The organism is Kitasatospora sp. NPDC048715 (assembly GCF_043198905.1).
GTDB lineage: Bacteria > Actinomycetota > Actinomycetes > Streptomycetales > Streptomycetaceae > Kitasatospora > Kitasatospora lactacystinica.
On record NZ_JBICVH010000011.1, the window covers coordinates 37,207 to 61,726 of the forward strand.

At 73.6% G+C, this 24,520-nt stretch carries 20 protein-coding genes; 10 read left to right on the forward strand and 10 right to left on the reverse strand.

Annotation, left to right across the window (positions count from 1 at the left end; translation table 11 throughout):
- Nucleotides 1-2 precede the first annotated feature (2 nt).
- The 6 genes from ACGFSC_RS21340 to ACGFSC_RS21365 form a co-directional block, all read right to left on the reverse strand.
- The gene (locus tag ACGFSC_RS21340; RefSeq protein WP_392863734.1) at nucleotides 3-1,982 is read right to left on the reverse strand and encodes an IucA/IucC family protein; all 1,980 of its coding nucleotides are present in this window, start codon (nucleotides 1,980-1,982) and stop codon (nucleotides 3-5) included.
- Entirely contained in the window at nucleotides 1,979-3,205 is a 1,227-nt protein-coding gene (locus ACGFSC_RS21345; protein ID WP_359898602.1) for an ATP-grasp domain-containing protein, read from the reverse strand. Before ACGFSC_RS21345 ends, ACGFSC_RS21340 begins: the two co-directional genes overlap by 4 nt.
- 144 nt (nucleotides 3,206-3,349) lie before the next feature.
- Entirely contained in the window at nucleotides 3,350-4,354 is a 1,005-nt protein-coding gene (locus ACGFSC_RS21350) for an iron-siderophore ABC transporter substrate-binding protein (protein WP_359898601.1), read from the reverse strand.
- A 108-nt stretch (nucleotides 4,355-4,462) separates the two neighbouring features.
- Entirely contained in the window at nucleotides 4,463-5,290 is an 828-nt protein-coding gene (locus ACGFSC_RS21355) for an ABC transporter ATP-binding protein (RefSeq protein WP_359898600.1), read from the reverse strand.
- A 149-nt stretch (nucleotides 5,291-5,439) separates the two neighbouring features.
- The gene (locus tag ACGFSC_RS21360) at nucleotides 5,440-6,474 is read right to left on the reverse strand and encodes a FecCD family ABC transporter permease (RefSeq protein ID WP_380349179.1); all 1,035 of its coding nucleotides are present in this window, start codon (nucleotides 6,472-6,474) and stop codon (nucleotides 5,440-5,442) included.
- Nucleotides 6,471-7,445, reverse strand: a complete 975-nt coding sequence (locus ACGFSC_RS21365; protein WP_359898649.1) for an iron ABC transporter permease — start codon at nucleotides 7,443-7,445, stop codon at nucleotides 6,471-6,473. Before ACGFSC_RS21365 ends, ACGFSC_RS21360 begins: the two co-directional genes overlap by 4 nt.
- Before the next feature lie 248 nt (nucleotides 7,446-7,693).
- On the opposite strand from ACGFSC_RS21365, the gene ACGFSC_RS21370 reads away from it, so the two are divergent.
- The gene (locus ACGFSC_RS21370; RefSeq protein ID WP_359898599.1) at nucleotides 7,694-8,527 is read left to right on the forward strand and encodes a (2Fe-2S)-binding protein; all 834 of its coding nucleotides are present in this window, start codon (nucleotides 7,694-7,696) and stop codon (nucleotides 8,525-8,527) included.
- A gap of 66 nt (nucleotides 8,528-8,593) precedes the next feature.
- Nucleotides 8,594-8,995, forward strand: a complete 402-nt coding sequence (locus ACGFSC_RS21375) for a VOC family protein (protein ID WP_359898598.1) — start codon at nucleotides 8,594-8,596, stop codon at nucleotides 8,993-8,995.
- Here ACGFSC_RS21375 and ACGFSC_RS21380 read toward each other — a convergent pair.
- Nucleotides 8,956-9,369, reverse strand: coding sequence for a DUF6191 domain-containing protein (locus ACGFSC_RS21380; protein ID WP_359898597.1), 414 nt, complete (start codon nucleotides 9,367-9,369; stop codon nucleotides 8,956-8,958). The two genes, ACGFSC_RS21375 and ACGFSC_RS21380, sit on opposite strands and share 40 nt — an antisense overlap.
- A gap of 221 nt (nucleotides 9,370-9,590) precedes the next feature.
- Here ACGFSC_RS21380 and ACGFSC_RS21385 point away from each other — a divergent pair, with 221 nt between their 5' ends.
- From ACGFSC_RS21385 to ACGFSC_RS21405, 5 genes are all read left to right on the forward strand, one after another.
- The gene (locus ACGFSC_RS21385; protein WP_359898596.1) at nucleotides 9,591-10,349 is read left to right on the forward strand and encodes a dienelactone hydrolase family protein; all 759 of its coding nucleotides are present in this window, start codon (nucleotides 9,591-9,593) and stop codon (nucleotides 10,347-10,349) included.
- Nucleotides 10,350-10,544: 195 nt separating this feature from the next.
- Nucleotides 10,545-11,522 carry an alpha/beta hydrolase gene (locus ACGFSC_RS21390; RefSeq protein WP_359898595.1) on the forward strand — a complete coding sequence of 326 codons (978 nt, stop codon included), beginning with the start codon at nucleotides 10,545-10,547 and terminating at the stop codon, nucleotides 11,520-11,522.
- A gap of 115 nt (nucleotides 11,523-11,637) precedes the next feature.
- The gene (locus ACGFSC_RS21395; protein WP_359898594.1) at nucleotides 11,638-13,761 is read left to right on the forward strand and encodes a serine/threonine-protein kinase; all 2,124 of its coding nucleotides are present in this window, start codon (nucleotides 11,638-11,640) and stop codon (nucleotides 13,759-13,761) included.
- Between the two features lie 493 nt (nucleotides 13,762-14,254).
- On the forward strand, nucleotides 14,255-15,892 hold the full coding sequence (locus ACGFSC_RS21400) for a M4 family metallopeptidase (RefSeq protein WP_359898593.1): 1,638 nt from the start codon (nucleotides 14,255-14,257) through the stop codon (nucleotides 15,890-15,892).
- Between the two features lie 432 nt (nucleotides 15,893-16,324).
- Complete coding sequence (locus tag ACGFSC_RS21405; RefSeq protein ID WP_359898592.1) at nucleotides 16,325-17,293, forward strand: CPBP family intramembrane glutamic endopeptidase; 969 nt, start codon at nucleotides 16,325-16,327, stop codon at nucleotides 17,291-17,293.
- Between the two features lie 109 nt (nucleotides 17,294-17,402).
- Here the strand turns inward: ACGFSC_RS21405 and ACGFSC_RS21410 are convergent, their stop codons facing one another.
- Both ACGFSC_RS21410 and ACGFSC_RS21415 read right to left on the reverse strand, forming a co-directional pair.
- Nucleotides 17,403-18,422, reverse strand: coding sequence for an iron-siderophore ABC transporter substrate-binding protein (locus ACGFSC_RS21410; protein WP_359898591.1), 1,020 nt, complete (start codon nucleotides 18,420-18,422; stop codon nucleotides 17,403-17,405).
- 59 nt (nucleotides 18,423-18,481) lie between these two features.
- Nucleotides 18,482-19,258, reverse strand: a complete 777-nt coding sequence (locus ACGFSC_RS21415) for a MerR family transcriptional regulator (protein WP_359898590.1) — start codon at nucleotides 19,256-19,258, stop codon at nucleotides 18,482-18,484.
- Between the two features lie 213 nt (nucleotides 19,259-19,471).
- Between ACGFSC_RS21415 and ACGFSC_RS21420 the strand changes: the two genes are divergently transcribed.
- From ACGFSC_RS21420 to ACGFSC_RS21430, 3 genes are read left to right on the forward strand one after another with little or no spacing between them, the layout of a single operon-like run.
- Nucleotides 19,472-21,046: an NAD(P)/FAD-dependent oxidoreductase gene (locus ACGFSC_RS21420; protein WP_359898589.1), complete on the forward strand. Its 1,575-nt coding sequence runs from the start codon at nucleotides 19,472-19,474 to the stop codon at nucleotides 21,044-21,046.
- On the forward strand, nucleotides 21,043-22,050 hold the full coding sequence (locus ACGFSC_RS21425; protein ID WP_359898588.1) for an alpha/beta hydrolase: 1,008 nt from the start codon (nucleotides 21,043-21,045) through the stop codon (nucleotides 22,048-22,050). The genes ACGFSC_RS21420 and ACGFSC_RS21425 overlap by 4 nt, the downstream gene beginning before the upstream one ends.
- Entirely contained in the window at nucleotides 22,047-22,952 is a 906-nt protein-coding gene (locus ACGFSC_RS21430; RefSeq protein ID WP_359898587.1) for an SDR family oxidoreductase, read from the forward strand. Before ACGFSC_RS21425 ends, ACGFSC_RS21430 begins: the two co-directional genes overlap by 4 nt.
- Before the next feature lie 114 nt (nucleotides 22,953-23,066).
- Here ACGFSC_RS21430 and ACGFSC_RS21435 read toward each other — a convergent pair whose 3' ends face one another.
- Nucleotides 23,067-24,413, reverse strand: coding sequence for a PLP-dependent aminotransferase family protein (locus tag ACGFSC_RS21435; protein WP_359898586.1), 1,347 nt, complete (start codon nucleotides 24,411-24,413; stop codon nucleotides 23,067-23,069).
- Nucleotides 24,414-24,520 lie beyond the last annotated feature (107 nt).

Below are 24,520 nucleotides of genomic sequence, written 5' to 3' on the forward strand. Positions count from 1 at the left end.
GCTCACCGGTGGGTCCCGTCCGGGTGCCGGTGGCCGTGCGGACCGCCGTACGGTCGGTTGTCCGGGTGACTGTCCAGGTGGCTGCCCGGGTGACTGTACGGACGGGTGTCCTGAGGAGCGTCCGGATGGTTCCGCGCGTGCTCGTTCAGATGGTCCTGCGGTGGTTCGCAGGCCTGTTCGCGCAGGTAGTTGGGCCCGCTGGTGTAGTGCTTGTTGATGTCGGCGGCCCCCGAGCGCTGCTTGCTGAGCAGTGTTCCGGCGGTGACCATGGCCTTGACCGGCAGCCGCTCGGCGTCCAGCAGGGCGGCCCGCAGGGGTTCGCCGACCGGCCCGATCCGCGCCACGGACTCCGCCGTGTGCTTCCTCAACAGGGCCAGGGTGTCCGTGAGTTCGGCCCTTCCGTGGTCGGCGAGGCCGAAGGCGAGGGCGCCGGTGCACAGGTGGCCGGTGATGGTGGCGAACAGGTCGACGAGCGGCCGGTCGTCCTCGCCGAAGATCCGCGCGTCGTCGAACTCCTCCTGGTCGGGTGCGAGTTCGCCGAGCGAGGCGGTCATCCGGGCGGTGTGCACGCGCGGTCCGTCGTCGTCCTTGTAGAGCAGCCGCAGGCCGTTCCGGTCGAGCACCAGGGAGGTGTTCTGCTGGTGCGACTCCAGGGCCACGCCGTGGCCGAACAGTGCGGCCTGCCAGTCGAGCAGCAGCTCCAGCAGGGCGTCGTAGCAGGCGAGGACGTCGCCGCCGTAGTAGCGGTCCGCGAGGTGGTCGACGACGAGCCGCCCGCCGGGCGCGGGGGCCAGCAGGGCGGCCAGCGGGACGGTCGACGCCTGCTCCAGCCCTGCCGGGTAGCGGCGCAGCAGTACGGCCAGCAGCTCGTGCCCGCCGTGTGCCCAGGACTGCTCGTCGGCGTGCAGGACGCGGCCGGCGAAGCGCGGCTCGCGCGCCAGGACGGCCTCGATCAGCCGTTGGCCGGCGGCGCCGTCGAGCAGCGTGCCGGGCTTGATGGTGCGGCGGTTGAGGCGGCCCAGAGTGGCGGTGGCCAGCGGGAGCTTGAGGTGGCAGGCGGGGTCGTCGGCGACGGCGACGGTGCGCATGGACAGCGTCGGGACGACGGTCAGGTACGACCGTTCGGCGAGCACCGCGCGGCCGGCCAGGCCGGTGGCGGCCAGTGCCTCGTCCAGCGGCGCGCCGACGGTGAGGGGGTGGACCGGAAGAGTGGCCCAGCCCTCGCCGGGGCACCGGCCGGCGAGGCCGAGCCAGGCCGGGGTGGGCCACCAGCTCGGCAGCGGCCGGTCGCCGTGGACGGTCAGCGCGCCGGCCGGGACGGCCAGCCAGCGCAGTTCGAAGGGGGCGTGGAACTCGGGTGCGTAGGACTGGAGTTGGGATTCGCTGAGGCCGGAGCGGCCGCGTGCGGTGGGGTAGACCGGGTGGTCGAGGTAGGCGGCCAGGGTGTCGTGGCCGAGGGCGGCGGCGAGGCCGGTCCAGTCGGCCGGGTCCGCGCCGTACAGGTCGGCGAGCCGGTCGTGCACCTCGGGGCGGACGCGCTCGTGCAGCTCCATGGTGGCGAGGGTCTGGCGGCACTCCTCGGCGAAGGCCGCCCAGCCGGGCCGGTCCTCGGCCTCGGCGGACTCGGCGAGTCCCGCCACGACGGCGTCCGGACCGGTGAGCCGCCGGCCGGCCAGCTCCAGCAGCGGCAGTCGGGCCGCGTACTCGCACTGGAAGCCCTCCGGGCGTACGGGCAGGGCGAGTTGCAGCCCGGGAACGGTCAGCCAGGGGCCGTCGGCGCGGTCCTCGACGGTGCCGTGGGAGCGCAGGCCGAGGACGTCCTCGCGCAGCAGGGCGGAGAGCACGCGCAGGGTGAGCTGCTCGGCCGCGGTCCACGGCTTCTCGCCGGCCGCGGTCGACGGCTGTCCGGCGGGAGTCGCGGGGTGGGCCCCGGCCGCGGTCCGGTGTCCGCGGGCCGTGGCGGGTCGGTCTCCGGCGGTCACGGGGTGATCTCCCAGCGGTTGGCGGCGAGGAAGCGGGCGGCGGCGGCGTCGACCGCTGCCTGGTCGGTGCCGACCGTCCAGACGACGCCCAGGTAGTCGCGGTTGGTGCGGTAGTGCTCGTGGCGCTCGCCGACCGGGCGCAGCGGGCGATAGGCGAGCCGGACGCCGTCGCGCTCCTCGTCGTACGGACCGGGGGCGGCGGCGAGGACGCCGGCGCGGTCGGCGCAGACCACCTCGTTGCGGGCCCGGCGGGGCGTGGCGGCGCACTGCTCGGCGAGGTCGGCGGGCAGGTCGCGGCCCAGGTGGACACCGAGGATCAGCTCGAACAGGGGTATGCCGAGGACCTCGGCCAGCATCAGGTCGCACTGGTCGCCGATGGCGCGGTAGTTGACCTCGATGATGCGGGCGCGGCCGTCCGGCTGGACGACGAACTCGGTGTGGCAGGAGCCGAAACCGACGCCCAGCGCGTCGAGTTGGGCGAGCACCTGGTCGACCACCGGCTGCGGGTGGGCCGGGACGAAGGTGAGCACCTCCTCGATGAAGTCGGGCGGCGGGGAGACCCGGGTGCGGAAGCCGCCGAGGACGTGTCGTCGCCGGGCGTCGCCGAGGGTCTCCAGGGTGCACAGCTGCCCGGTCAGGAACTCCTCGACGACCAGGGTGGCGCCGGCCCTGCGGTGCTGGATCTCCCGGCAGCGCCGGGCGAGTTCGTCGGCGTCGGCGACCAGGGTGACGTCCTCGCTGGCGACCCCCTCGCGGGGCTTGACCACACAGGGGAACGGCACGTCCAGCTCGGCCGGGTCCTGGCCGGGGTCCAGCTCGGCGGACCGGACGGTGTCCAGGCCGGTCAGTGCGAGGCGGCGGCGCAGTTGGCCCTTGTCCTTGGCGCGCAGCGCGGCCTTCCAGTCCTTGGCCGGGAGGCCGAAGTACTCGGCGGCCAGCGCGGTCTGGGTCTGGAGGTGGTCGCTGTTGCTGAACACCGCTTCGGGCGCGTGGCCGGGGGCGGCCGCGGTGCGGCGGGAGATGAGGCTGATGACGGCGCGGAAGTCGCGGACGTCGCACTCCAGGACCTCGGGTGCGGGGAAGGACAGCTCGGCGTAGGCCCGCCGGTGGGCTTCGGCGCCGTCGGTCAGGACGGTGACGTCGAGCCCGAGCCGGGCGGCGGCGGGCAGGAAGCCGGAGGTGACCGAGTCGGTGGGGTTGAGCGCGAGCAGGTAGAGGCGCATGGAGGGTCCTCGGAGGGTGGCGGAGGAAGGAGGGCAAACAGATGACAGCTGACAACTTTCGAAATCTGTCAGTTGAATTCCGTCGTCTGTCATCGGCCGTCCGACGGATGACGGACGTCATCTGTTCGCCTCGGCTGTCGACGGTTACTTCGGCGCGTCCACGCCCGCCGCCTTGGCGATGTCGCCGAGCATCGCGTCGGCGGCCTGGACTCCGATGCCGGACATCCAGGTCTCGTCCGGGACGTTGAACACCTTGTTGTTCTTGACGGCGTTCAGGCCCTGCCAGACCGGGGTCTGCTGGACCTCGCTCTCCTTGGTCTTGGTCGGGTCGTCGGCGGTGGTGACGAACACCAGGTCCGCGTCGGCCTGGTTGATCTGTTCGGCGCTGACCTCGACGATGTTCTGCTCCACGTCCTGCGGGGCCGGACGGGCCAGGCCGACGTCCTTGAGCACCACGCCGCTGTAGGAGGCCTTGGCGTACAGGCGGGTCGGGCCGGCCACGAAGCGGACCACCGACGCCGTCGGCATGGTCCCGTCGTTCTTCGCCTTGATCGCCTCACCGAGCTTCTTCGCCCGCGCCTCGTAGTCGGCCAGCGCCTTCTTGGCGTCGTCCTCCTTGCCGAGCGCCTGGGCGTACAGCGCGAGGTTCTCCTTCCACGGGAAGCCCGTGGTCTCGGCCAGTACGGTCGGGGCGATCGCGTTCAGCTGGTCGTACACCTTGGCGTGGCGGACCTTGGAGGAGAGGATCAGGTCGGGCTTGAGGGAGGCGATCAGCTCCAGGTTCGGCTCGTTCATCGGGCCGACGTCCTTGGTGTCCTTGATCTTGTCCTTGAGGTAGTTCGGGAACCCGCCCTCGGTCTTCATGTGCGGGGACACGGCGCCGACCGGCGTGATGCCGAGCAGGGTGACGTCGTCCAGCTCGCCGCTGTCCAGCACCACGACGCGCTTGGGCCGGCTCTTGATCTGGGCCGTTCCGGCGGCGTGCTTGACGCTGCGCGGGAATCCGGCGGCGGTGGCGGCCGAGCCGGAGGACGCGGACGACGCGGAGTCGCCGCCCGACTCGGCGCCGTCCCCGGTGCTGCCGCAGGCGGCGAGCAGGGTGGTGGAGAGGGCGACGGCGAGGACGGCGACAGGGAGTCGGCGGTTCATCGGGGTTCCTTGGGTCGGTTCGAGTCGGCTGCCCGAACAGGGGTGTGGGGAGGGGGAGTTCATCAACAGGAGGTCAGGGGGAGATCAGGGGGGAGATCAGGGGGGAGGTCAGGGGGACGGCGGGGCGTCACCGCGCCGCGTCCGTGCTCGCGGCACGACCAGCGGCGTGCCGGTCTCCGGGTCGGGCACGACCCGGCACGGCACCTGGAACACGGCTTCCACCAGTTCCGCCGTCAGCACCTCCGACGGCGGACCGGCGGCCGCGAGCCGCCCGTCCTTGAGCACCACCAGGTGGTCCGCGTACCGGGCGGCCTGCCCGAGGTCGTGCAGCACCATCACGACGGTCCGCCCGGCCTCGGCGTGCAGGTCGGCGACCAGGTCGAGGACGTCCAGCTGGTGGCGCAGATCCAGGAAGGTGGTCGGCTCGTCGAGCAGCAGCAGGTCGGTCTCCTGGGCGAGGGCGAGCGCGATCCAGACCCGCTGGCGCTGCCCGCCCGAGAGCCGGTCCACCTGGCGGTCGCGTAGCTCGGCGGTGCCGGTGCGCTCCAGCGCCTCCTCGACCGCCGTCTGGTCCGCCTTGGACCACGGGCTGAGCATCCGCTGGTGCGGGTAGCGCCCGAGCCGCACCAGCGCCTCGACGGTGACGGCTTCGGGGGTGACGGGCTGCTGGGGGAGCAGCCCCATCCGCTTGGCGAGCGCCCGGGCGGGCATCTGGTGGATGTCGGCGCCGTCCAGGGTGACCGTCCCGGCGGCCGGGTCGAGCAGCCGGACCAGCCCGCGCAGCAGCGTGGACTTTCCGCAGGCGTTCGGCCCGACGATCGCGGTGACGGCGTCGCCGGGCAGTTCGAGGTCGAGCCCGTCCACGATGGTCCGGTCGCCGTAGCGCAGGCCGAGGCCCCGGGCGGCGAGCCGGTTGGCACCGGCACCGGCGGCCACAACGGCGGGACTCCCGGCAGTCGCACCCGAGGCTTCGGCGGCCCTGTCAACCCTGTCAACCCTGTCAGCCCGTTCGGCCCCAGTGGTCCCAGCAGCCCCGGTGGCCCCGGCGGCGCCGGCCGTCCCGGCGGTCGTCTCGACGGAGGTCATCAGCTGCTCCTCTGGGGAAGCCGGCCCTGGCGGATCATCAGCACCAGGAGCCAGGGCGCGCCGAGGGTGGCGGTGACGGCACCGACCGGCAGGCCGTGGACGGGGATCACGTGCAGCACGAGGAGGTCGGCGGAGAGCAGCAGTACGGCGCCGGTGAGCGCGGTGAGGCCGAGCGTGCCGAGGGTGGGCGGTCCGGCGAGCAGCCGGACCAGGTGCGGGACGGCGAGGGCGACGAAGGCGACCGGCCCGGTGAGCGCGGCGGCCAGCGAGGCCAGGGTGATGGTGAGCAGCAGCAGTCCGAGCCGGTCCCGGGCCGGGCTGAGACCGAGGCCGCCGGCCGAGTCGTCGCCGAGGTCGAGCACGGCGATCCGCCGCTGGCAGAGCAGCAGGGCGACCGCGGTCAGCGCGATGGCGGTGCCGCCGATCGACACCTCGGTCCAGTTGCGGCCGTAGAGCGAGCCGGTGGTCCACTGGAGCGCGGAGGAGGCCAGCTCGGCCGGGAACCGTACGATCATCAGATTCACGGCGGCGGCCAGGCCCTGCTGGACCGCCAGACCGACCAGCACCAGCCGGGTGACGGCCATCCTGGAGCGCCAGGCGAAGCCGCCGAGCAGCAGCGCCGCGAGCAGCCCGCCGCCGACCGCGGCCAGCGGGATCAGCTGCTGGGAGGCGCCGGTGGCGAGCATCAGCACCGCACCGAAGGAGGCGCCGCCGGTGATGCCGATGGTGTCGGGGGCGGCGAGCGGATTGCGGAACAGCCGCTGGAGCGTCGATCCGGCCATCGCCAGCCCGGCACCCGCGATCAGTGCCGAGACCACCCGGGGCGCGCGGAACTGCCGCACCACCAGGACGTTTCCGGGCTCGCCCTGTCCGACCAGCGCGCGCAACGCGTCCCAGGCGGAGATGCCGACCCGCCCGGTGCCGAGTGCGATCCCGGTCAGCAGCACCAGCAGCGCGGCGGCCACCAGCGACCAGACGGCGGTACGGGCGCGGCGGCGGCCGAGGGCCCGGACGGGCAGGGGGATCGCGGTCACCTGGCCACCTTCCGGGCCAGCACCGCGAGCAGCGGCGCACCGAGGAACGCGGTCACGATGCCGACCTCGATCTCGGACGGGCGGACCACCAGCCGGCCGAGCACGTCGGCGGTGAGCAGCAGCAGCGGACCCGTGACCAGGCAGCCGGGCAGCAGCCAGCGGTGGTCGTTGCCGAGCAGTGGACGGACCAGGTGCGGGGCAGCCAGTCCGATGAACGCCAGCGGTCCGGCCACGGCGACCGCGCTGCCCGCGAGCAGCACCACGGCCAGGCCGCCGACCACCCGGATCCGGGCCACCGGCACGCCCAGCGCCTGCGCGGTCTCGTCGCCGAGCGCCAGCGCGTTGAGGGCGGGTGCCACGGCGAGGGCGCCGACCAGGCCGAGCACGAGGAACGGCAGGACGGGGGTGAGGGTGTCCAGGTGCCGCCCGGCGATCGAGCCGGCCAGCCAGAACCGGGCCTCGTCCAGGGTGCGGTGACTGGCCAGCATCAGCGCGGAGGTCCAGGAGGTGAGCACCACGGTGAGCACGGTGCCGCCGAGCGCGAGCCGGACCGGGTCGAGGTCCCCGCCTCGCCGGGACATCGCGTACGCGGCGACGGCGGCGACGGCCGCCCCGGCGAAGGCGAACCAGACGTACTCGACCGGGCGGGCGAGGTTCAGCGTGTAGATCGCGGCGACCACGAAGAGGCTCGCCCCGGCGTTGATGCCGAGGGTGACCGGGGAGGCCAGCGGGTTGCGGGTCACGCCCTGGGCGACCGCCCCGGCGACGCCGAGCGCGGCCCCGACCGCCAGTCCGATGAGCGTGCGCGGGACCCGAAGGCCCGTCACCACGTCGGCGTCACCGCCGTGGGCGGCACCGGTGAGGGCGTCGAGCACGGTGGAGAGCGGAATGGAACGGGAGCCCAGCGCAAGGCTCAGGGCGGCACACAGCACGAGCGCACACACGCCGGCGAACAGCAGCAGGGGCTGCAGGACCGCCGGAGAACGAGGCGTCGCCGGGGCTGTGGGGGCCGGCGGGTCGGTTCTCAGCACGAAGCGAGATCTTAGGTTAGGTTCGCCTAAGTTCGTCAAACCCCGACGGGCTCGGCCGATGGGGTCGACGGGTCGACCGGCGGGCCGGGCCGTGGTCGCCGGGCGCCGTGAGGCGTTGTAAGGTGAGCCTCACCTTAATCGATCATGCAGAATCGATCTCGGGAGTGCCAATGGTTCCCGGAACACCCATGCCCGTCGCGCCCTCGGTGCGTGCCGGGGCCCCGGCGCTCGTCGCCGACTACCGGCGACTGGTGGAGCTCTGCCCAGTGCTGGAGCTGCGCCTCCTGGACAGCGGCGAGCCCGACCCGCGCGCCGCCGACGGCTGGCACTCCGGAGCCCGACTCGCCGCCGACGAAAGCGCGCTGGCCGCCGTCCTGGCCGGTGCGGAGGCCCGCATCGCCGACGAGCACGGCAGTGCCCCGCGACCGCACGTCACCGCCTCCCGGCTGCTCCACCACTACGCCTGGTCGGCCTGCCTGCTGATCGCCGGCCCCTGGCACCTCTCCCGCCGAGTGCCGGCCGTCGACCCCGCCGACCTCTGGCTGCACGCCCCCACCGGTGCGCTCGCCCTGCGCCCGCGCGGCCACGTCACCCTGCCCGGCGATGTCACCATGCCTGGCCACGTCACCCTGCCCGGCGACGACGAACTGCGCGCCGAACTGCGGGCCGCCGTGGTCGCGCACCTCGGGCCGGTGCTCGCCGCGTTCGCCGGGCCCACCCGGCGCCGCGACCGCGCCCTCTGGGGCATGGTGACGGACGACCTGGCCTCCGCCCTCTGGTACCTCGGCCGGATGCTCGGCGAGGAGGACGCCTCCGTCGCCGCCGCCGAGGCCGTCCTGCCCGGTGGCACCCTGCCGCTCCCCGGCGGCGCCGACTTCCGCCGCCTGCACACCCCCGACGGGCGCGCCCACCACACCCGCACCCGGCTCGGCTGCTGCCTCTACTACGCGGTCGGGCCCGCGGCGACCGCCTGCCTGACCTGCCCCCGGACCTCCGACGAGGAACGCCTGCGGCGGCTCTGACGGCCCGTCCGCGAACCCGCCGCACCGCGGGGTTCGCTGTCAGTGGCATGGGCTATGGTCGCCGGCATGATCGATTCCACCGTGCGGGTCCGGATCGCCCGCCCCTCGCGCGACCTCGCGGCGGCCGAGCGGTTCTACGTCGGCGGCCTCGGCCTCGCCGTGCTGTGGCGCAGCACCGAGCGGGTGTCCGGCGAGCACGACCTGCTGATGGTCGGCCCGTCCGGCGGCAGCTGGCACTTCGAGCTGACGCACGACCCGGAGCGGCCGCTGGAGCCCACCCCGACGGTGGACGACCTGTTCGTCGTCTACCTCGGCGCCCCGGTGGACGAGGCCCTGGTCGCCCGGCTGGAGGAGGCCGGCGGCACCCGGGTCGAGTCCCACAACCCGTACTGGGACGAGTACGGCGTGACGGTGGCCGACCCGGACGGCTACCGGCTGGTGCTCTGCTCCCGCACCTGGGGCGCCTGAGCGTCCGGCGCCAGGGGCACCGGGTCGGCCGTAGCCGTCGGGCCCTCCTCGCGCGGTGCGGGACGGGGCGTCCGTCCCGCGGCCCCGACCGGCATCACCGCCACGCCCCGGTCCAGGTCCACGCCCAGGTGCGGCGGCCCGCCGGCCTGCGCGTCGTCCCGCAGCACGAGCTGCTCCCGCTTCTGCTCGATCTGCACCTGCTTGCCCGGGCTGAACAGGGCGTGCAGCTCGTCCAGCCCACCGGCGCCCATCCCGGCCCCGGGCCCGCGGCGCCGCGGGCGCGACGAGGACTCGTCCTGAACCTGCCACGCCGCCAGCAGCACCATCCCCAGCACCGCCACCACCGCCGCCGCCACACCCACGATCCACCCCATGCCCGCTCAACGCGGCCGCGGGGCCGTCGCGTTCCCGGGGCAGGGCCGGGAGGAGTTGGGCCGGGCTGGACCGGGCTGAGCCGGGCCGGGCCGGGCCGGGCCGGGCCCAGGACGCCGGCGCGCCGTGGGCGCAGTGCGGGCGCAGTGTGGCGAAAACCGCATGGGCGGGCGACGGGCCCACCGGATACGCTGCCGGACGAACCGGAAGGAGCGCCCTGACCATGCCCGTGCGCGGAACCCTCGTGGACATTCCGACGGCGGACGGCACCGCCGACGCCTACCTCGCCCACCCCGACGACGGCCGGGCCCACCCGGGTGTCATCCTCTACATGGACGCCTTCGGGCTCCGACCGCACCTTGAGCGCATGGCCGACCGGCTGGCCGCGGCCGGGTACACCGTGCTCGTCCCCAACGCCTTCTACCGGGCGGGGCGCGCGCCGGTCGTCGAACTGCCGGAGCTCATCGACCTGGAGCAGGCCGACGAACTGTTCGCCCGGATCGTCCCGCTGCTCGACACGCTCACCCCGGAGGCGACCGCGCGCGACGCGGACGCGTATCTGCGCTGGCTCGGCGAGTCCCCGCTGGTCCAGGACGGCCCGGTCGGCCTGACCGGCTACTGCCGCGGGGCCCTGCTGGCGCTGCGCACGGCCGCCAGTCACCCGGACCGGATCGCCGTCGCGGCCGGATTCCACGGCGGCAGCCTCGCCACCGACAGCCCGGACAGCCCGCACCTGGGCGCCGACCGGATCACCGCAGAGCTGTACTTCGGCCACGCGGACGACGACCCCGCGCTGCCGCCCGAGCAGATCGACCGGCTCGCCGCGGCCCTCACCGCCGCCGGCGTCCGGTACCGGGCCGAGGTCTACGCCGGAGCCCCGCACGGCTACACCCAGGCCGACACCAGCCGCTACGACGCCGCGGCCGCCGAGCGGCACTGGGAGGCGCTGCTCGGCCTGCTGAAGCGGGTCCTGCCGGCCTGAGGTCGTACCTGTTGACCGGGCGCCCGTTCGGCCACGCACCGGTCCGCGCGAGTCCGCACCGGTCCGCGCGGGTCCGCGCGGGTCCGCGGGAGTCCACACAGGTCCGTGCGAGTCCACACAGGTCCGCGCGGGTCCGCGCGGTCATCGGAACCGGCCCCGGGGGAGGGGCCGGACCACGATCCAGGGGGACGGCACATGAACGCCAGCCAGGACGAGCGGGCGAAGCCCGCCGGGCCGGATCTGCGGAGCGTCCAGCAGGCCGTCGCGCGGGCGCTCGGCGAGCACCTGCCCGGCGGCGTGCGCAGCGGTGAACTGGACCGCGACGGAAGGGCGTTGCGCTGGGTGGAGGCCGGGCGGGGCGGTGTCGCACCGATGGTCCTGATCGCGGGTTGCGGCACCACGGCGCTCGGCTGGTCGGCCGTCCTGCCCGAACTCGCCCGGTACGGGCGGGTCGTGGCGTACGACCGGGCGGGGTTGGGCGCCAGCGAGCCCGGTCGGGCCGCCGCCCCGACGCTGGGCGGCCAGATCGCCGACCTGGCCGCCCTCGTTCAGCACCTGGAAGCTGGACCGGCGCTCCTGATCGGGCACAGCTGGGGCGGCCAGCTGGCCCAACTCCTCGCCTGGCAGCGGCCGGAGCTGGTGGCCGGGCTGGTCCTGGTGGACCCGGCGCACGAGGAGTTCCAGCCACGGTCCATCCGGGTCGCCGAGGCGGTGCTGAACCGGCTGTGGCTGTACCGGGCTGGATCGGCGCCGACGGCGTCGGCACCGGCGTCCCTCGATGCGGAGGTGCCGCTCGATCGGGCGACGCCGCTCGATCCGGTGACGCCGCTCGACCGGGCCGAGGCGGCCGTGATCGCGCACCGGCACCAGCGGCGGGCCGTCCTCGCCGAGCAGCGGCTGACCTCCGTCGCCGTTCCGGAGATCCGGCGACGCCGCTCCACCGCGCGACCGTTCGAGATGCCGGTGACGGTCCTGAGCGCGACCCGGGGACTGCCCGGTGCGATGCGCGTCCGCTGGACCGCCCTGCAGGCGGGCATCGCGAGGAACGCCGTCCGGGGAACCCACAGCACGGTCCACGGTGCCGGTCACGCCATTCAGGCCGACCGGCCCCGGGCGGTCGTCGCGGCCGTCCGAGAGGTTTCGGATCACGCCCGATACTTCCTCATGGACTGATGATTCGTGCTCAATTCCTGTCCGGACCTGATCAACTGAGCCCGCAACCCGCTCTGGCACACTGTGTGCCGATGACCCGTCGGGGCGGGGCACGGAACACGGGGGGAGCAGGGGTATGAGCGGGGCGGGCACCGTGCTCGGCGGGCGGTACGAGCTGGTCGAGAAGATCGGCGGCGGCGCGATGGGTTCGGTCTGGAGGGCCGAGGACACCGTGCTGGCACGCCGGGTCGCGGTCAAGATCCTGCGCTCGGAGCTGCTGGAGGACGACACCTCCGCCCAGCGCTTCCGCCGCGAGGCCCAGCTCGTCGCCGCGGTCGACCACCCCGGCGTGGTGGGCGTCCACGACTACGGCGAGAGCGGCGGGGACGGCGAGGAACGCTGCGCCTACATCGTCATGGAGCTGATCGACGGCCGTCCGCTGGACAGGGTGCTCAAGGACACCGGCCCGATGAGCGTCGAGCGCACCCTCGACCTGGTGGCCGGCGCCCTGGACGCGCTGCACGCCGCGCACCGGCGGGAGATCGTGCACCGGGACATCAAGCCGTCCAACCTGATGGTGCGCGTCGACGGGCGGGTGGCCATCACCGACTTCGGCATCGCCCGGGCGCTCGCCAGCACCAAGCTGACCGCCCCGTTCGCGATCATCGGCACCGCGCTCTACATGTCCCCGGAGCAGGCCGAGGGCGTGAACCTCGGACCGGCCACCGACCTCTACTCGATCGGCGTGGTCTGCTACGAGCTGCTGGTCGGCGTGCCGCCGTACTCCGGTGACGGGCCGCTCCAGATCGCGCTCAAGCACGTCAACCAGCCGGTGCCGGAACTGCCGGACACCTTTCCGGTGTCGGTGCGGGCGCTGGTGGCCAGGGCGCTCGCCAAGAAGCCCGAGGAACGGTACGCGGACGCCGCCGCGATGGCGGCGGCGGCCCGAGCGGCCCGTGCGGCACTCGCGAGGGACGGCGGCGCGGGCGGCGCGCAGGCACCCGGGAAGGCAGGCCCCGAGGGCAGCGGGACCATTCCGCTCGGGGTCGGCGCGGGCTCGGCGGACAAGAACGGTGCGGCGGACAAGAACGGTGCGGCGGACAAGAACGGTGCGGCGGACACGAACGGTGCGGCGGCCAAGGGCGGTGCGGCGGCCAAGGGCGGTGCGGGGGCCAAGGGCGGTGCTGTCGAACTGATCAAGGGCGGCGCCGGGGCGGACCCGGCCGGGGCGGGGGCCTTGGTGGTCCCCGCTGCGGGCGGTGCCCCGGCGGCGGACGAGGTCGCGAAGGTGGAACCGCAGGCTCCCACCGAGCCCGGCCGCAAGCGGTCGCGGCGCGCCCTGCTGGTGCCCATCGTCATCCCCGTCGTCATCTCGATGGGCACGGCGACCGTGCTGCTGGTCGACCGTGGGGCGGGCGGCTCCGACGCGGTCCTGCCGCCCGGCGCCCAGCCGACCGTGGTGGTCACCGTGCCGGCGAACCCGGGCACCGCCACCGCGGCGCCCGCGACCACCACCGCGCCGGTCACCCCGGCGCCGACCGACACTCCGGCGGCCACCCCGGGCCCCGACCAGTCGGCACCCGCCGCCGGCCAGGGCCAGCCGCAGGCCCCGGTGCCGGCCGCCGGACAGGGCGGCAGCGGCGGTGCGGGCGGTTCGAGTGGTGCGGGCGGTTCGAGCGGCGGCCGGACCGGTGGTACGGGCGCGGGTACGGGTACGGCTGCGGGCGGATCACCGGCCGATCAGGTGAACAAGCCCGGCGGTGGCAACCCGCCCAACCCGCCCGCCGACCAGAACCCGCAGCCCCCGGCCCAGACCACGAGCGGCACCGGCAACACCTCGTCAGGTGCGAACAGGCCGCCGTCCTGCGGCGGCAACAGCTGGAGCACCATCGTCAGCGTGAAGGACGGCCGCACGATCGGGATGCGCGACGACAACCTGAGCGGGGACAACCCGATCCTGGTCGGCGGTCACTCGCAGTACGGCTGGGTGCGCTCGACCAATCCCGGCGCGTGGATCCTCTTCAACGCCTGCAACAACGGCGGCCCGCAGCTGGTCCAGACGATGGACGGGAAGGTCGTGCTGAGCAACGGGTTCAGCTTCCTCACCAACTGGACTGTCCGCAGCGGAAGTTCGGCCGGCTCGTACACGCTCGGCGACTACCAGAACCAGAGCTGCATGACCAACAACGGCCCCGGCAACGCGGTCACCATGGTCGCCTGCACCGCCGGCAACGCCGCCCAGGAGTGGCGGCTCCAGTGACAACCCCCGGCTGCTAGCAGCCGTCCTTCCGGTGGGCAAGGGGGATCGGGTGGCGGAACCTCGCCACCCGGGTGTCAAGGGACCGTATGGAATCTTCTACACACATGTAAAAGTCGATCGACGGTCGGCCTGTCCGGTGCTCCGGGCCCGCGTTCGGCGGGCGAGTGCCCGTAGGTGCAGGCGATCGGCCGTCGCTCTGCTCGAAACCCTTGGCGGGATGCGGTGAATTGCCCCGATTCGTCTGCCGATTGGACGCTCTTTACCCAATGGCGGGACCTGGCCAATCAGTGAAGCAGACCTGTCAATTCATCTGCTGGATTGTCATGCTTCTGGTCACCCCCTGGCGGTAGCCCCACCCCCACCCCTTGGTGGCGAGCCGCTCGACTGCACGGGGTTCCCGCACGTCAGCACCCGTCCCGCCCCACAGGGCCGACCCGGCCCCCGGGACGCGGTGCGACCGCGCCCTGACGCGGTTTCCCGGAAGGACTCGTTCGTGAAGCGTAAGCTCGCAGCCGTCGCCGTGCTCTCGGCCACGGCCCTGTTGACCGGTGTGATCCAGGTGAGCACCGCCGCCCAGGCCGCTCCCGCCCCCTCGCTGCAGGCGCAGGCCGCCCAGCAGCACGCGACCGCGCTCAAGTTGGCGGCCGGTCAGGCCGGCCCGCTGGCCAAGGCGCTCAAGCTCGGCGACAAGGAGCAACTGGTCGCCAAGGACGCCGTGGTGGACAAGGACGGCACCCGCCACCTGCGCTTCGAGCGCATCTACGCCGGCCTGCCGGTGATCGGTGGAGACCTGGTCGTCCACCAGAAGGCCGACGGCTCGGTGAAGTCGGTCGACAAGGCGGTCGCCGCACGGATCGCGCTGCCGAGCCTGACCCCGAAGATCGCCGCCGACCAGGCCGTCACCCAGGTCACCGCGGGAGTCAAGGCCACCGTCGGGGTGAGCGCCGACGCCGACGAGTCGCCGCTCACCGAGGTCCACCGGGCCGGTCGGGCCGAGCTGGTGGTCTGGGCCACCGACGGAACCCCGCGCCTGGCGTACCGCACCACGGTCGAGGGCCTGCGCGCCGACGGCACCCCGAGCCGCCAGATCCTCGTCACCGACGCCGCCGACGGCCGGGTCCTCGCCACGCACGAGACGATCGAGACCGCGGCCGGCACCGGCAACGGCGTCTTCGTCGGTCAGGTCCCGCTGACCACCACCCAGAGCGGTTCGAGCTACTCGCTCAAGGACGCGAGCCGCGGCGACCAGTCCACCAGCGACCTCAACGGCGGCACCGACGGAACCGGCTCGCTGTTCGCCAACACCAGCAACAACTTCGGCGACGGAACCGTCAACAGCCGCGAATCCGCGGCCGTGGACGCCCAGTTCGGCGCCGCCACCACCTGGGACTTCTACAAGAACACCTTCGGCCGCAGCGGCATCCGCAACGACGGCGTCGGTGCCCTGAGCCGGGTGCACTACGGCTCCAACTACGTCAACGCCTTCTGGGACGACAGCTGCTTCTGCATGTCGTACGGCGACGGAAACAACGACACCGCGCCGCTCACCGAGATCGACGTGGCCGGGCACGAGATGAGCCACGGCGTCACCGCCGCGACCGCCAACCTCAACTACTCCGGTGAGTCCGGCGGCCTCAACGAGGCCACCTCGGACATCATGGGCACGATGGTCGAGTGGTACGCCAACCTGCCCTCCAACCCGCCGAACTACTGGATCGGCGAGCTGATCAACCTGCGCGGCGACGGCAGCCCGCTGCGCTACATGGACCAGCCGAGCAAGGACGGTGCCTCGGCGGACTACTGGGACGCGAACGTCGGCAACCTGGACGTGCACTACTCGTCCGGGGTGGCGAACCACTTCTTCTACCTGCTGTCCGAGGGCAGCGGCGCGAAGACGATCAACGGGTTCAGCTACAACAGCCCGACGTACGACAACTCCACGCTCGCGGGCATCGGGCGGGACAAGGCCGCGCAGATCTGGTACCGCGCGCTGACCACCTACTTCACCTCCACCACCGACTACTCGGGCGCCCGGGCGGGCACCCTCAGCGCGGCGGCGGACCTGTACGGATCGGGCAGCGCGGAGTACAACGCCGTCGCCGCCACCTGGACGGCCGTCAACGTCAACTGAGCTGAGCTGAGCTGAGCCGAGTCCGGTGCCGGTTCCGGTGAGACCTCGGGCGTGAGCCGAGCCCGGAACCGGGTCGGAACCGGGCCGGCCCGGGCCAGGGCCGATCAGGCCCGGGCCCGGGAAGGAGTCGAGGCCCCGCCGGGCCGTGGGTGCCGGCCGGCGGGGGAGTACGGCGGGAGCGACGGTGAGCGGACCACCGTCGCTCCCGCTGTATGGCGCCTGACGATACGTCAATTTTCCTTCTCGTGCAGCTTTGGAAGAGGTTCGCGGAACAGCCGGTGGCGGGCGGCGGAGCGCGGGGCGCGAAGTAGCACCTCCACCGGGCCTCCGTACACCCAGAAAACTCGACCATCGCGGTGGTAGTGGACAACCCTCGGGAGCGGCAGTGCACTTGGTTCCGGGGCGAGCCCCCGGGTCCGTAGCGTCCCCGGCATGACGCTACTGAAGCAAAACCCGTCGAGCGCCGTCCGATGGCGCGGCCTGCTGGTCTACCTGGTGCTCGCCTACGCCGGGATGTGGGCGGCCATGACACCACTGCTCGCCGACGGCTACCGGCGCGCCGACGCCCGCGAGGAGGTCGGCGTCCTGGAACAACTCTGCATCGGGGCCGCCATGCTGGCCCCGGCGCTGGCGGCCCTGCTCGTGGTCCGCTTCGTCGAGCGCGGCGGCGGGGTGCGGGAGGCGCTCGCGCTGCGGTGGCCCCGGCCGCGGGCCCGCGCGGTCCGGGCCTGTCTGCTGCCGATCGGGGTGCTCGGCGCACTGACGGCCGGGACGCTGGTGCTCGGTGCGGTGGCGGGCGGCTACCCGTTCGCCGGCTTCGGATCGCTGGACGCGGGGCGGATCGGATCGTGGGCGCTCCAGGGCTCGATCGGGATGGTGCTGTCGCTGCCGCTGTTCTTCGGTGAGGAGATCGGCTGGCAGGGCTTCCTCTTCCCCCGGTTGCTGCGACTCGGCCGGGGCGAGGGGCAGGGCGACGGCCGGGGCGAGGGCGGAAGCGGAGGCGGTGGCGGTGGCGGTACAGCGGCGTTGGTCCGGGCGTACGTGCTCACCGGAACGGCCTTCGCGCTCTGGCACCTGCCGACGCTGCTGATGGGCGGCCAGTACCCGGGGCGGCCCTGGTACCTGGCGGTGCCCGCGCTGACGGTGAGCTGTGTGCTCGTCCTGCCGGTCTTCACCTGGCTGCGGCTGCGCTCGGGGTCGGTGGTCCCGGCGGTGCTGGCGCACGCCTTCGCGAGCAGCATGAGCGTGTCGATGGTGCGGGAGTTCGCCGCCCCGGGCGCCGAGCTGGATCCGCTCACCATGTCGCTGGCCGGCTGGCCCGGCTGGATCGTCCTCGGCGGGTTCGTGGCCTTCCTCGCCTGCACCGGGCGGCTGCGGCCGGAGCGGTACGGGCAGTGGTGACCGCCCGGGCGGCGGGTGGATGACGGGTGGCGAATGACGGGCGACGGATGACGAATGACAGATTTCATCATCTGTTATCTGTTATCCGTCCTCAGATATCTGTCGTCCGTCACCCGCCCGCCGGCGCCAGGTCCCTGCGGATCTCGTCCAGGATCAGCCCGGCGCCGGTGTAGCCGATGCCGAGCATCCACAGGCTGTCGTCCACGCCGAACACCCGCCCGCTGCGTACGGCGTCCAGGTTCTTCCAGAGCGCGCCCTCGGTGATCCTTCCCCGGTCCGACTTGGCCGCGTCCCCGTACACGGAGTAGAAGATGACGTCGGCCGCCGCCTGGTCCACCTGCTCGGGGCTGATCTCCATCGAGAAGCCGGGCTTGTCCTGATTGGCGGGCCGGCCGAGCCCGAGGTCCTTGAACAGCGAGCCGACGAAGGTGTCGTTGAGGTAGAGCCTGGTCGGCGCGCCCGCCAGGAAGCGGGCCATCTCGACCCGGGTGGCCGCCGCCCTGGCAGGCCCGCCGAGTGCGGTCACGAGGTCCCGCAGCCTGGTCCGGTACGCCGCGTCCGCGGCCTCGGCCTCGGGCTGGCGGCCCAGTGCCTCGGCGTGCAGCCGGACGTTCTCCTTCCAGGTCGGGCCGGTGGTCCTGGAGAGCACCGTCGGCGCGATCTTCGAGAGCTCGTCGTAGCGCTTGTCGTCGCGGACCTGGTTGCTCAGGATGAGGTCCGGCCGCAGTGCCGCGATCGTCTCCAGGCCGGGCTGGCCGATCGCCCCGACGGGCTTCGTCCCGGACAGTCGCTCCGCCGGCAGGTAGGCGGGGAAGGGGGCGCCCGCGGTGACGGTGGTGGCGCCGACCGGGCTGAGGCCGAGGGTGACCACCGAGTCCAGCGCGTCGGTGTCCAGGACCACCACCCGGCTCGCCCGCGCGGGCACGGTGCTCTCGCCGCGCGCGTGCCGGACCGTCCGCGTTCCGCCTGCCGAGCCGCCGCCGGTCGAGCCGGTCGAGCCGCCGCCGGTCGAGCCTGCCGAGCCGGCACCCGGCGCCGGGGAGCCGGACCCGCAGGCGGTGAGCACGACCCCGGGGGCGAGCCCGGCGGCGAGGCCGAGGGCGGCGCGGCGGCTGAGCGGTCGGGGCATCGGCGGTACCTCCAACGTGCGGGCGGGACGCGGGGATCCCTGCCCGGACAGCGGCCCGGTTACGCCTCGGAGCCGTTCTCCCGTCGCTGGCGCAGGAGTTCGGTGTACTCGACGTGCACCCGTCGGTCCATCGCGAGGGCGAACTGGGCGTCCGCGACCGTACGCGCCAGCGGCCGGACCCGCAGGATGCGCTCAGTGAGCCGGGCCGCCGCGCCGGGCGGCAACGGGGTGTCGGCGGCCAGCGCGCTGAGCAGGTGCTCGCTGACCACCTCGATGAAGATCTCGGCGATGGCGTCCACGTGCTCCTGGGTGCGTCGGCTGGCCTCCAGTACGGCCGAGAGCGGCACCCCCTCCGCCACCAGCTCGGTGGTGGCGTCCATCAGCCGGCGGCTGACGTGGGTGATGCCGTCCTCCTCGACGGTGATGTAGCCCTGGGCGATCGATTCGGCGGTGTTCTCCTCGGTGAGCTGGTCGCCGAACGCGGTCTTCAGTTCGTCCCAGTCCAGGCGAACCGGGGTCTCGTCGGACCACGGCGCGACGATCGCCGCCTCCAGTCCGATCAGCTCGGCGACGTCCCGCCCGCTCTCGCCGGCGCCGATCAGCTCGGCGATGCCGCCCAGGGTGTGGCCGCGTTCGAGCAGTTCACCGATCATCCGCAGCCGGGCCAGGTGCTCCTCGCTGTACCAGGCGATGCGGCCCTCCCTGCGGGGTGGCTGAAGCAGTTTGCGCTCGCGGTAGAAGCGCAGGGTGCGGGTGGTGATGCCGGCGGCCTCGGCCAGTTCCTCCACCCGGTACTCGCGTTTTCTGTCGCCCGCAGCAGCTCTGACCTTGTCCACGGCGATCAGCATAGGACCGCCGGCCCGGAAGGTTCCCCGAACCGGAGCCGTCATGCTTCTTCCATCCGGTGTCAGCAAGGGCTACCCTGCCAACCATGCCAGTGATTACTGGCGCGATTGGCAGGGTCCCGGAGGCGAGCCCCCGGGAGGTTCCGGGGCCGCGACCCCGGGAGAGCGCGACGATCACCGTCCCACCCTCAGGAGGTTTGCCGCATGGCACCCAGCAGCAAGCGCCCCCGCTCCGGCGCGTCCGCAGCGACCGACACCGCCGCTGCGCAGGAGCCCGTCCCGCACGTCCGGGTGGCGGTGATCGGCTCCGGCTTCGGCGGCCTCGGCGCCGCGGTCCGACTGCGTCGCGCCGGGATCACCGACTTCGTGGTGCTGGAACGGGCGGACTCCGTCGGCGGCACCTGGCGGGACAACAGCTACCCCGGCTGCGCCTGCGACGTTCCCTCGCACCTCTACTCCTTCTCCTTCGCGCCCAACCCCGACTGGCCGCGCAGCTTCTCCGGCCAGCCGGACATCCGCTCCTACCTGGAAAAGGTCGCGACCGTCTTCGGCCTCCGCCCCCACCTGCGCTTCAACACCGAAGTACTGGAAGCCCGCTGGGAGAGCGAGCAGACCCGCTGGCGGATCACCACCTCGGTCGGCCAGTGGACCGCCGACGCCGTCGTCTCCGCCGCCGGACCGCTCGCCGACCCGCAGATCCCCGACCTGCCCGGACTGAGCGGCTTCCCCGGCAAGGTCTTCCACTCCTCCCGCTGGGACCACGACTTCGACCTGACCGGCAAGCGCGTGGCGATGGTCGGCACCGGCGCCTCCGCCGCCCAGATCATCCCGTCGATCCAGCCCGGAGTCGGCAAGCTGACGGTCTTCCAGCGCACCCCGGCCTGGGTGCTGCCCCGTCGCGACCGCGAGATCACCCAGCTGGAGAAGTGGCTGCACGGCCGCCTGCCGGTCACCACGAAGATCCGCCGCGGCACGCTCTTCGCCCTCCGGGAGATCCAGGTCGACGCCTTCGTGCGCCGGCCCGGACTGCTGCGCCTGGTCCAGCGGCTCGCCGAGCGCCACATCGCCCAAGGCGTCCGCGACCCGGAGCTGCGCGCCAGGCTCACCCCGGACTACCGGATCGGCTGCAAGCGCATCCTGCTCAGCAACACCTACTACCCGGCCCTCGCGGCGGCCAACACCGAGGTCGTCTCCTCCGGCCTGCGCGAACTGCGCGGCTCCACCCTGGTCGCGGCCGACGGCAGCGAGCACGAAGTGGACGCCATCGTCTTCGGCACCGGCTTCCACGTCACCGACATGCCCATCGGCGCCCGGGTGTTCGGCGCCAACGGCACCAGCCTGGCCGAGGAGTGGAAGGACGGCATGGAGGCGCTGCGCGGCTCGACCGTGCGCGGCTTCCCGAACCTCTTCTTCGTCATCGGGCCCAACACCGGCCTCGGCAACAGCTCGATGATCCTGATGATCGAGTCCCAACTGAACTACATGATCGACGCGTTGACCACGCTCGGCTCGATCGGTGCCGCCGCGATGCAGCCCACCGCGCGCGCCCAGCGGCAGTGGAACCTCGAACTCCAGCACCGGATGGACCGCACCGTCTGGACCACCGGCGGCTGCCTCAGCTGGTACCTCGACCCGAACGGCAAGAACACCGTGCTCTGGCCCGGTTCCACCACCTCGTTCCGCCGGGCCACCCGCAAGGTCGACCTCGGCGAGTACGAGCTGATCATGCGCGCCGCACCGGCCGCCACCCGCACCACTGCCCAGGAGGTCTCCGCGTGAGCGCCCGGCTGCCCGAGGAATACGAACCGCCGCTTCCGGCCGATGAGTTGAGCGTCCGGTCGGCGGACGGCATCCGGCTGCACGTCGAGGTGCACGGCCGGCCCGGAGCGCCCACCGTGGTGCTCGCCCACGGCTGGACCTGCTCGACCGCCTTCTGGGCCCCGGTAATCCGCCGACTGTCCGACCGCTACCGGGTGGTGGCCTACGACCAGCGCGGCCACGGGAACAGCGAGATCCCGCCGAGCCGGGCCCGCTACTCGACCCGGGCGCTGGCCGAGGACCTGTCCGCCGTACTCGCGCGGACCGTTCCGGCGGGTGAACGGGCCGTCCTCGCCGGGCACAGCATGGGCGGGATGACCATCATGACCGCCGGCGGCCGTCCCGAGGTCGCCGACCGCACCGCGGCGGCCGTCCTGATCTCCACCGGGCCGGGCGACCTCGTGGCCGAACTCACCGTCCTGCCACCGGCCGTACGGCCCCGCGGCCTGCGGCGCTTCCTGCACCGGCAGCTGCTGCGCTCCCGGATGCCGCTCGGGCCGGTCTCGCCGGTCAGCCGGGTGGCGCTCAAGTACGCCACCATGGGGCCCGGTTCGTCCGCCGGCCAGGTCGAGGCGACGGCCCGGATCGTGCACGCCTGCCCGACCGCCGTCCGCGCCAACTGGGCCGCGGTGCTGGACCGGCTGGACGTCCACGCCGGGCTCGCCCGGCTCGCCGCGCCCACGGCGGTGGTGGTCGGCGCCGGCGACCGGCTGACCCCGCCCGTGCACGCCCACCGGATCGTCGCCGAACTCCCGGACCCTCAGGGGCTGTTGCTGCTTCCCGGGGTCGGCCACATGTCGCCGCTGGAGCGCCCGGACGAGGTCGCCGCCGAGATCCACCGGATGGCCGCCGCGTACCTGGCGTCCGCGCCGGCCGGTGCGGCTTCGGCCGGTGCTGGTTCGGCCGGTGGTGCTCCCGCCGGTGCTGCTTCCGCTTCCGTCGATGAGAGGACCGCCGTCGCATGAACGCCATCCCGCCGTTGTCCGCGCAGGTCGTCGTCGTCACCGGGGCCGCGCGCGGCGTCGGTGCGTCGCTGGCCCGCAAGCTCGCCCGGCGCGGGGCCAAGGTCGCCCTGCTGGGACTGGAGCCGGAGGAGCTGAAGGCCGCCGCCGCGCAGTGCGGGCCGTCCGCGAGCAGCTGGGAGGTGGACGTCACCGACCTCGACGCGCTGGAGGACACCGCCCGGCGGATCAAGGAGCACTACGGTCGGATCGACGCCGTCGTCGCCAATGCCGGGATCGCCATCGGCGGTCCGCTGACCGACAGCGACCACAAGGCGTTCAGCCGGGTCATCGAGGTCAACCTGCTCGGCAGCGTGGCCACCGCGCGGGCGTTCCTGCCGGCGCTCGCCGAGAGCCGCGGCTATCTGCTCCAGATCGCCTCGCTCGCGGCGCTGACTCCTGCGCCGCTGATGAGTGCGTACTGCGCCAGCAAGTCCGGGGTGGAGGCCTTCGCCCACTCGATCCGTGCGGAGGTGGCCTATCAGGGGGTCAAGGTCGGTGTCGGGTACCTGAGTTGGACCGACACGGACATGGTGCGCGGGGCCGACCAGGACGCCGTGCTGAAGCAGATGCGCTCCCGGCTGCCGTGGCCGGCGAACAAGACGTATCCGCTGGAGCCCGCGGTGGACCGGATCGTCGCCGGGATCGCCCGCCGGTCCGCCCACGTCTACGCGCAGGCCTGGCTGCGCGGGATGCAGCCGGTCCGCTGGCTGCTGCCGTCCCTGATCGCGGTGGTCGGCTCCCGGGACGTGGCCCGGATCGCACCCCAGCTCGCCGCCACCGCGGCGAGCCGCCTGCGCGCCGTCGGCGCCGGGGGCGCGGCGGACACCGCGGTCCGGGGGAGCCGGAGCGGGGCGGGCGACTGACGGGTGAGGACTGAGGGCTGAGGGCTGAGGGCGAAGGGCCAACGGCGGACAGCTGACAGCCGACGGACGACAGCGAACAGATGACGGACGACAGCTGACAGATTTTGAAATCTGTCAGCTGTCACCCGTTCGCCGCTCACCCGCCCCCTCCGCGATCCCCGCCAGCGTCTCCAGCGCCCGCGCGAGCACCGGCAGCGGCGGGGACGCGAGCCCGACCCGGACGGCGGAGGGCGAGCGCCGGGGGTCGACGGCGAAGGCCGCGGCGGGTGTGACCGAGATCCCGGCACGCGCCGCCTCCGCGACGAAGGCCTCCGCCCGTCGGCCCGTCGGCAGCTCCCACCACAGGTAGTACGAGCAGGGGTCGGACCGCAGCCGTCGCCCCGTCAGCACCTCGCGGGCCAGCAGCTGCCGGGCCCTCGCGTCGGCCCGCTTCGCCGTCTCCACCGCGGCCAGCGTGCCGTCCCCGATCCAGCGCACCGCCGCCTCCAGCGCGAAACCGCTCGGCGTCCACCCGCCCGAGCGCAGCGCCCCCGCCACCCGCTCGCGCAGCGCCGTCGGGACGACCGCGAACCCGGTGGTCAGCCCCGGGGCGAGCCGCTTGGAGAGGCTGTCCACGAGCACGGTGCGCTCCGGCGCGAGCGCGGCCAGCGGTGCGAGCTCGGGCCGCAGGAAGGACCAGATGGCGTCCTCGACCACCGGCAGGTCGAGCCGTCGCAGCACCGCGACGAGTGCCACCGCCCGCTCCTGCGGCAGGCTCGCGCCGAGTGGGTTCTGCAGGCGCGGCTGGACGTACACCGCGCGCAGCGGCCCGGCCCGGTGGGCGGCGGCCACGGCCTCCGGCAGCAGTCCGTGCTCGTCCACGGCCAGCGGCACCAGTACGATGCCCAGCCGATCCGCCACCGCCTTGACCACCGGATAGGTCAGCTCCTCCACGCCCAGCCGCTGCCCGGGCGGCACCAGCGCGGACAGGGCCCCGGCGATGGCCTGCCGCCCGTTGCCGGCGAACAGCAGTCGCTCCGCCCCGACCTCCCAGGAGCCGGACGACACCAGGCCCGCGAACGCCCGCCGGGCCGCGACCGTCCCGGCCGCGCCGACCGGCCGCAAGGCGTCGCCCAGCGCGTCCGGACGCAGCAGCGGCGCCAGGGCGCCCGCCAGCAGCTCGGCCTGCCCGGGGACGGAGGGGTAGTTGAGCTCCAGGTCCACGGGGGCGGCGGCCGGCTCCGCGAGCGGCACCCGGGCGCCGTCCGGTGCGCGCCCGGCCCGGACGAACGTCCCGCGCCCGACCTCCCCGACGGTCAGCCCGCGCCGGGCCAGTTCCCGGTAGACGCGTCCGGCGGTCGAGTTGGCGATGCCCCGGCTGCGCGCGAAGGCGCGCTGGGTGGGCAGCTGCTGGCCGGGCCGCAGCCGCCCGTCCGCGATCTCGGCGGCGATCCGGTCGGCGATCAGGCGGTAGTCGTCCATCGGCGGTCGGCCTCCAGAGGTCTCTCGTTGCTCGCGGCCTCGCGCACCGGCCAAGCACCAGCCCGCGCGACGGCCCGGCCCGCATTGCACCGAGTGCAAAGTCATCA

Excerpts from the sequence above, each read along its gene's own strand:
- ACGFSC_RS21345 (WP_359898602.1), bottom strand. The coding sequence starts at position 3,205 with ATGCGCCTCTACCTGCTCGCGCTCAACCCCACCGACTCGGTCACCTCC.
- ACGFSC_RS21350 (WP_359898601.1), bottom strand. The coding sequence starts at position 4,354 with ATGAACCGCCGACTCCCTGTCGCCGTCCTCGCCGTCGCCCTCTCCACC.
- ACGFSC_RS21370 (WP_359898599.1), top strand. The coding sequence starts at position 7,694 with ATGCCCGTCGCGCCCTCGGTGCGTGCCGGGGCCCCGGCGCTCGTCGCC.
- ACGFSC_RS21375 (WP_359898598.1), top strand. The coding sequence starts at position 8,594 with ATGATCGATTCCACCGTGCGGGTCCGGATCGCCCGCCCCTCGCGCGAC.
- ACGFSC_RS21380 (WP_359898597.1), bottom strand. The coding sequence starts at position 9,369 with ATGGGGTGGATCGTGGGTGTGGCGGCGGCGGTGGTGGCGGTGCTGGGG.
- ACGFSC_RS21385 (WP_359898596.1), top strand. The coding sequence starts at position 9,591 with ATGCCCGTGCGCGGAACCCTCGTGGACATTCCGACGGCGGACGGCACC.
- ACGFSC_RS21390 (WP_359898595.1), top strand. The coding sequence starts at position 10,545 with ATGAACGCCAGCCAGGACGAGCGGGCGAAGCCCGCCGGGCCGGATCTG.
- ACGFSC_RS21395 (WP_359898594.1), top strand. The coding sequence starts at position 11,638 with ATGAGCGGGGCGGGCACCGTGCTCGGCGGGCGGTACGAGCTGGTCGAG.
- ACGFSC_RS21405 (WP_359898592.1), top strand. The coding sequence starts at position 16,325 with ATGACGCTACTGAAGCAAAACCCGTCGAGCGCCGTCCGATGGCGCGGC.
- ACGFSC_RS21410 (WP_359898591.1), bottom strand. The coding sequence starts at position 18,422 with ATGCCCCGACCGCTCAGCCGCCGCGCCGCCCTCGGCCTCGCCGCCGGG.
- ACGFSC_RS21420 (WP_359898589.1), top strand. The coding sequence starts at position 19,472 with ATGGCACCCAGCAGCAAGCGCCCCCGCTCCGGCGCGTCCGCAGCGACC.
- ACGFSC_RS21430 (WP_359898587.1), top strand. The coding sequence starts at position 22,047 with ATGAACGCCATCCCGCCGTTGTCCGCGCAGGTCGTCGTCGTCACCGGG.
- ACGFSC_RS21435 (WP_359898586.1), bottom strand. The coding sequence starts at position 24,413 with ATGGACGACTACCGCCTGATCGCCGACCGGATCGCCGCCGAGATCGCG.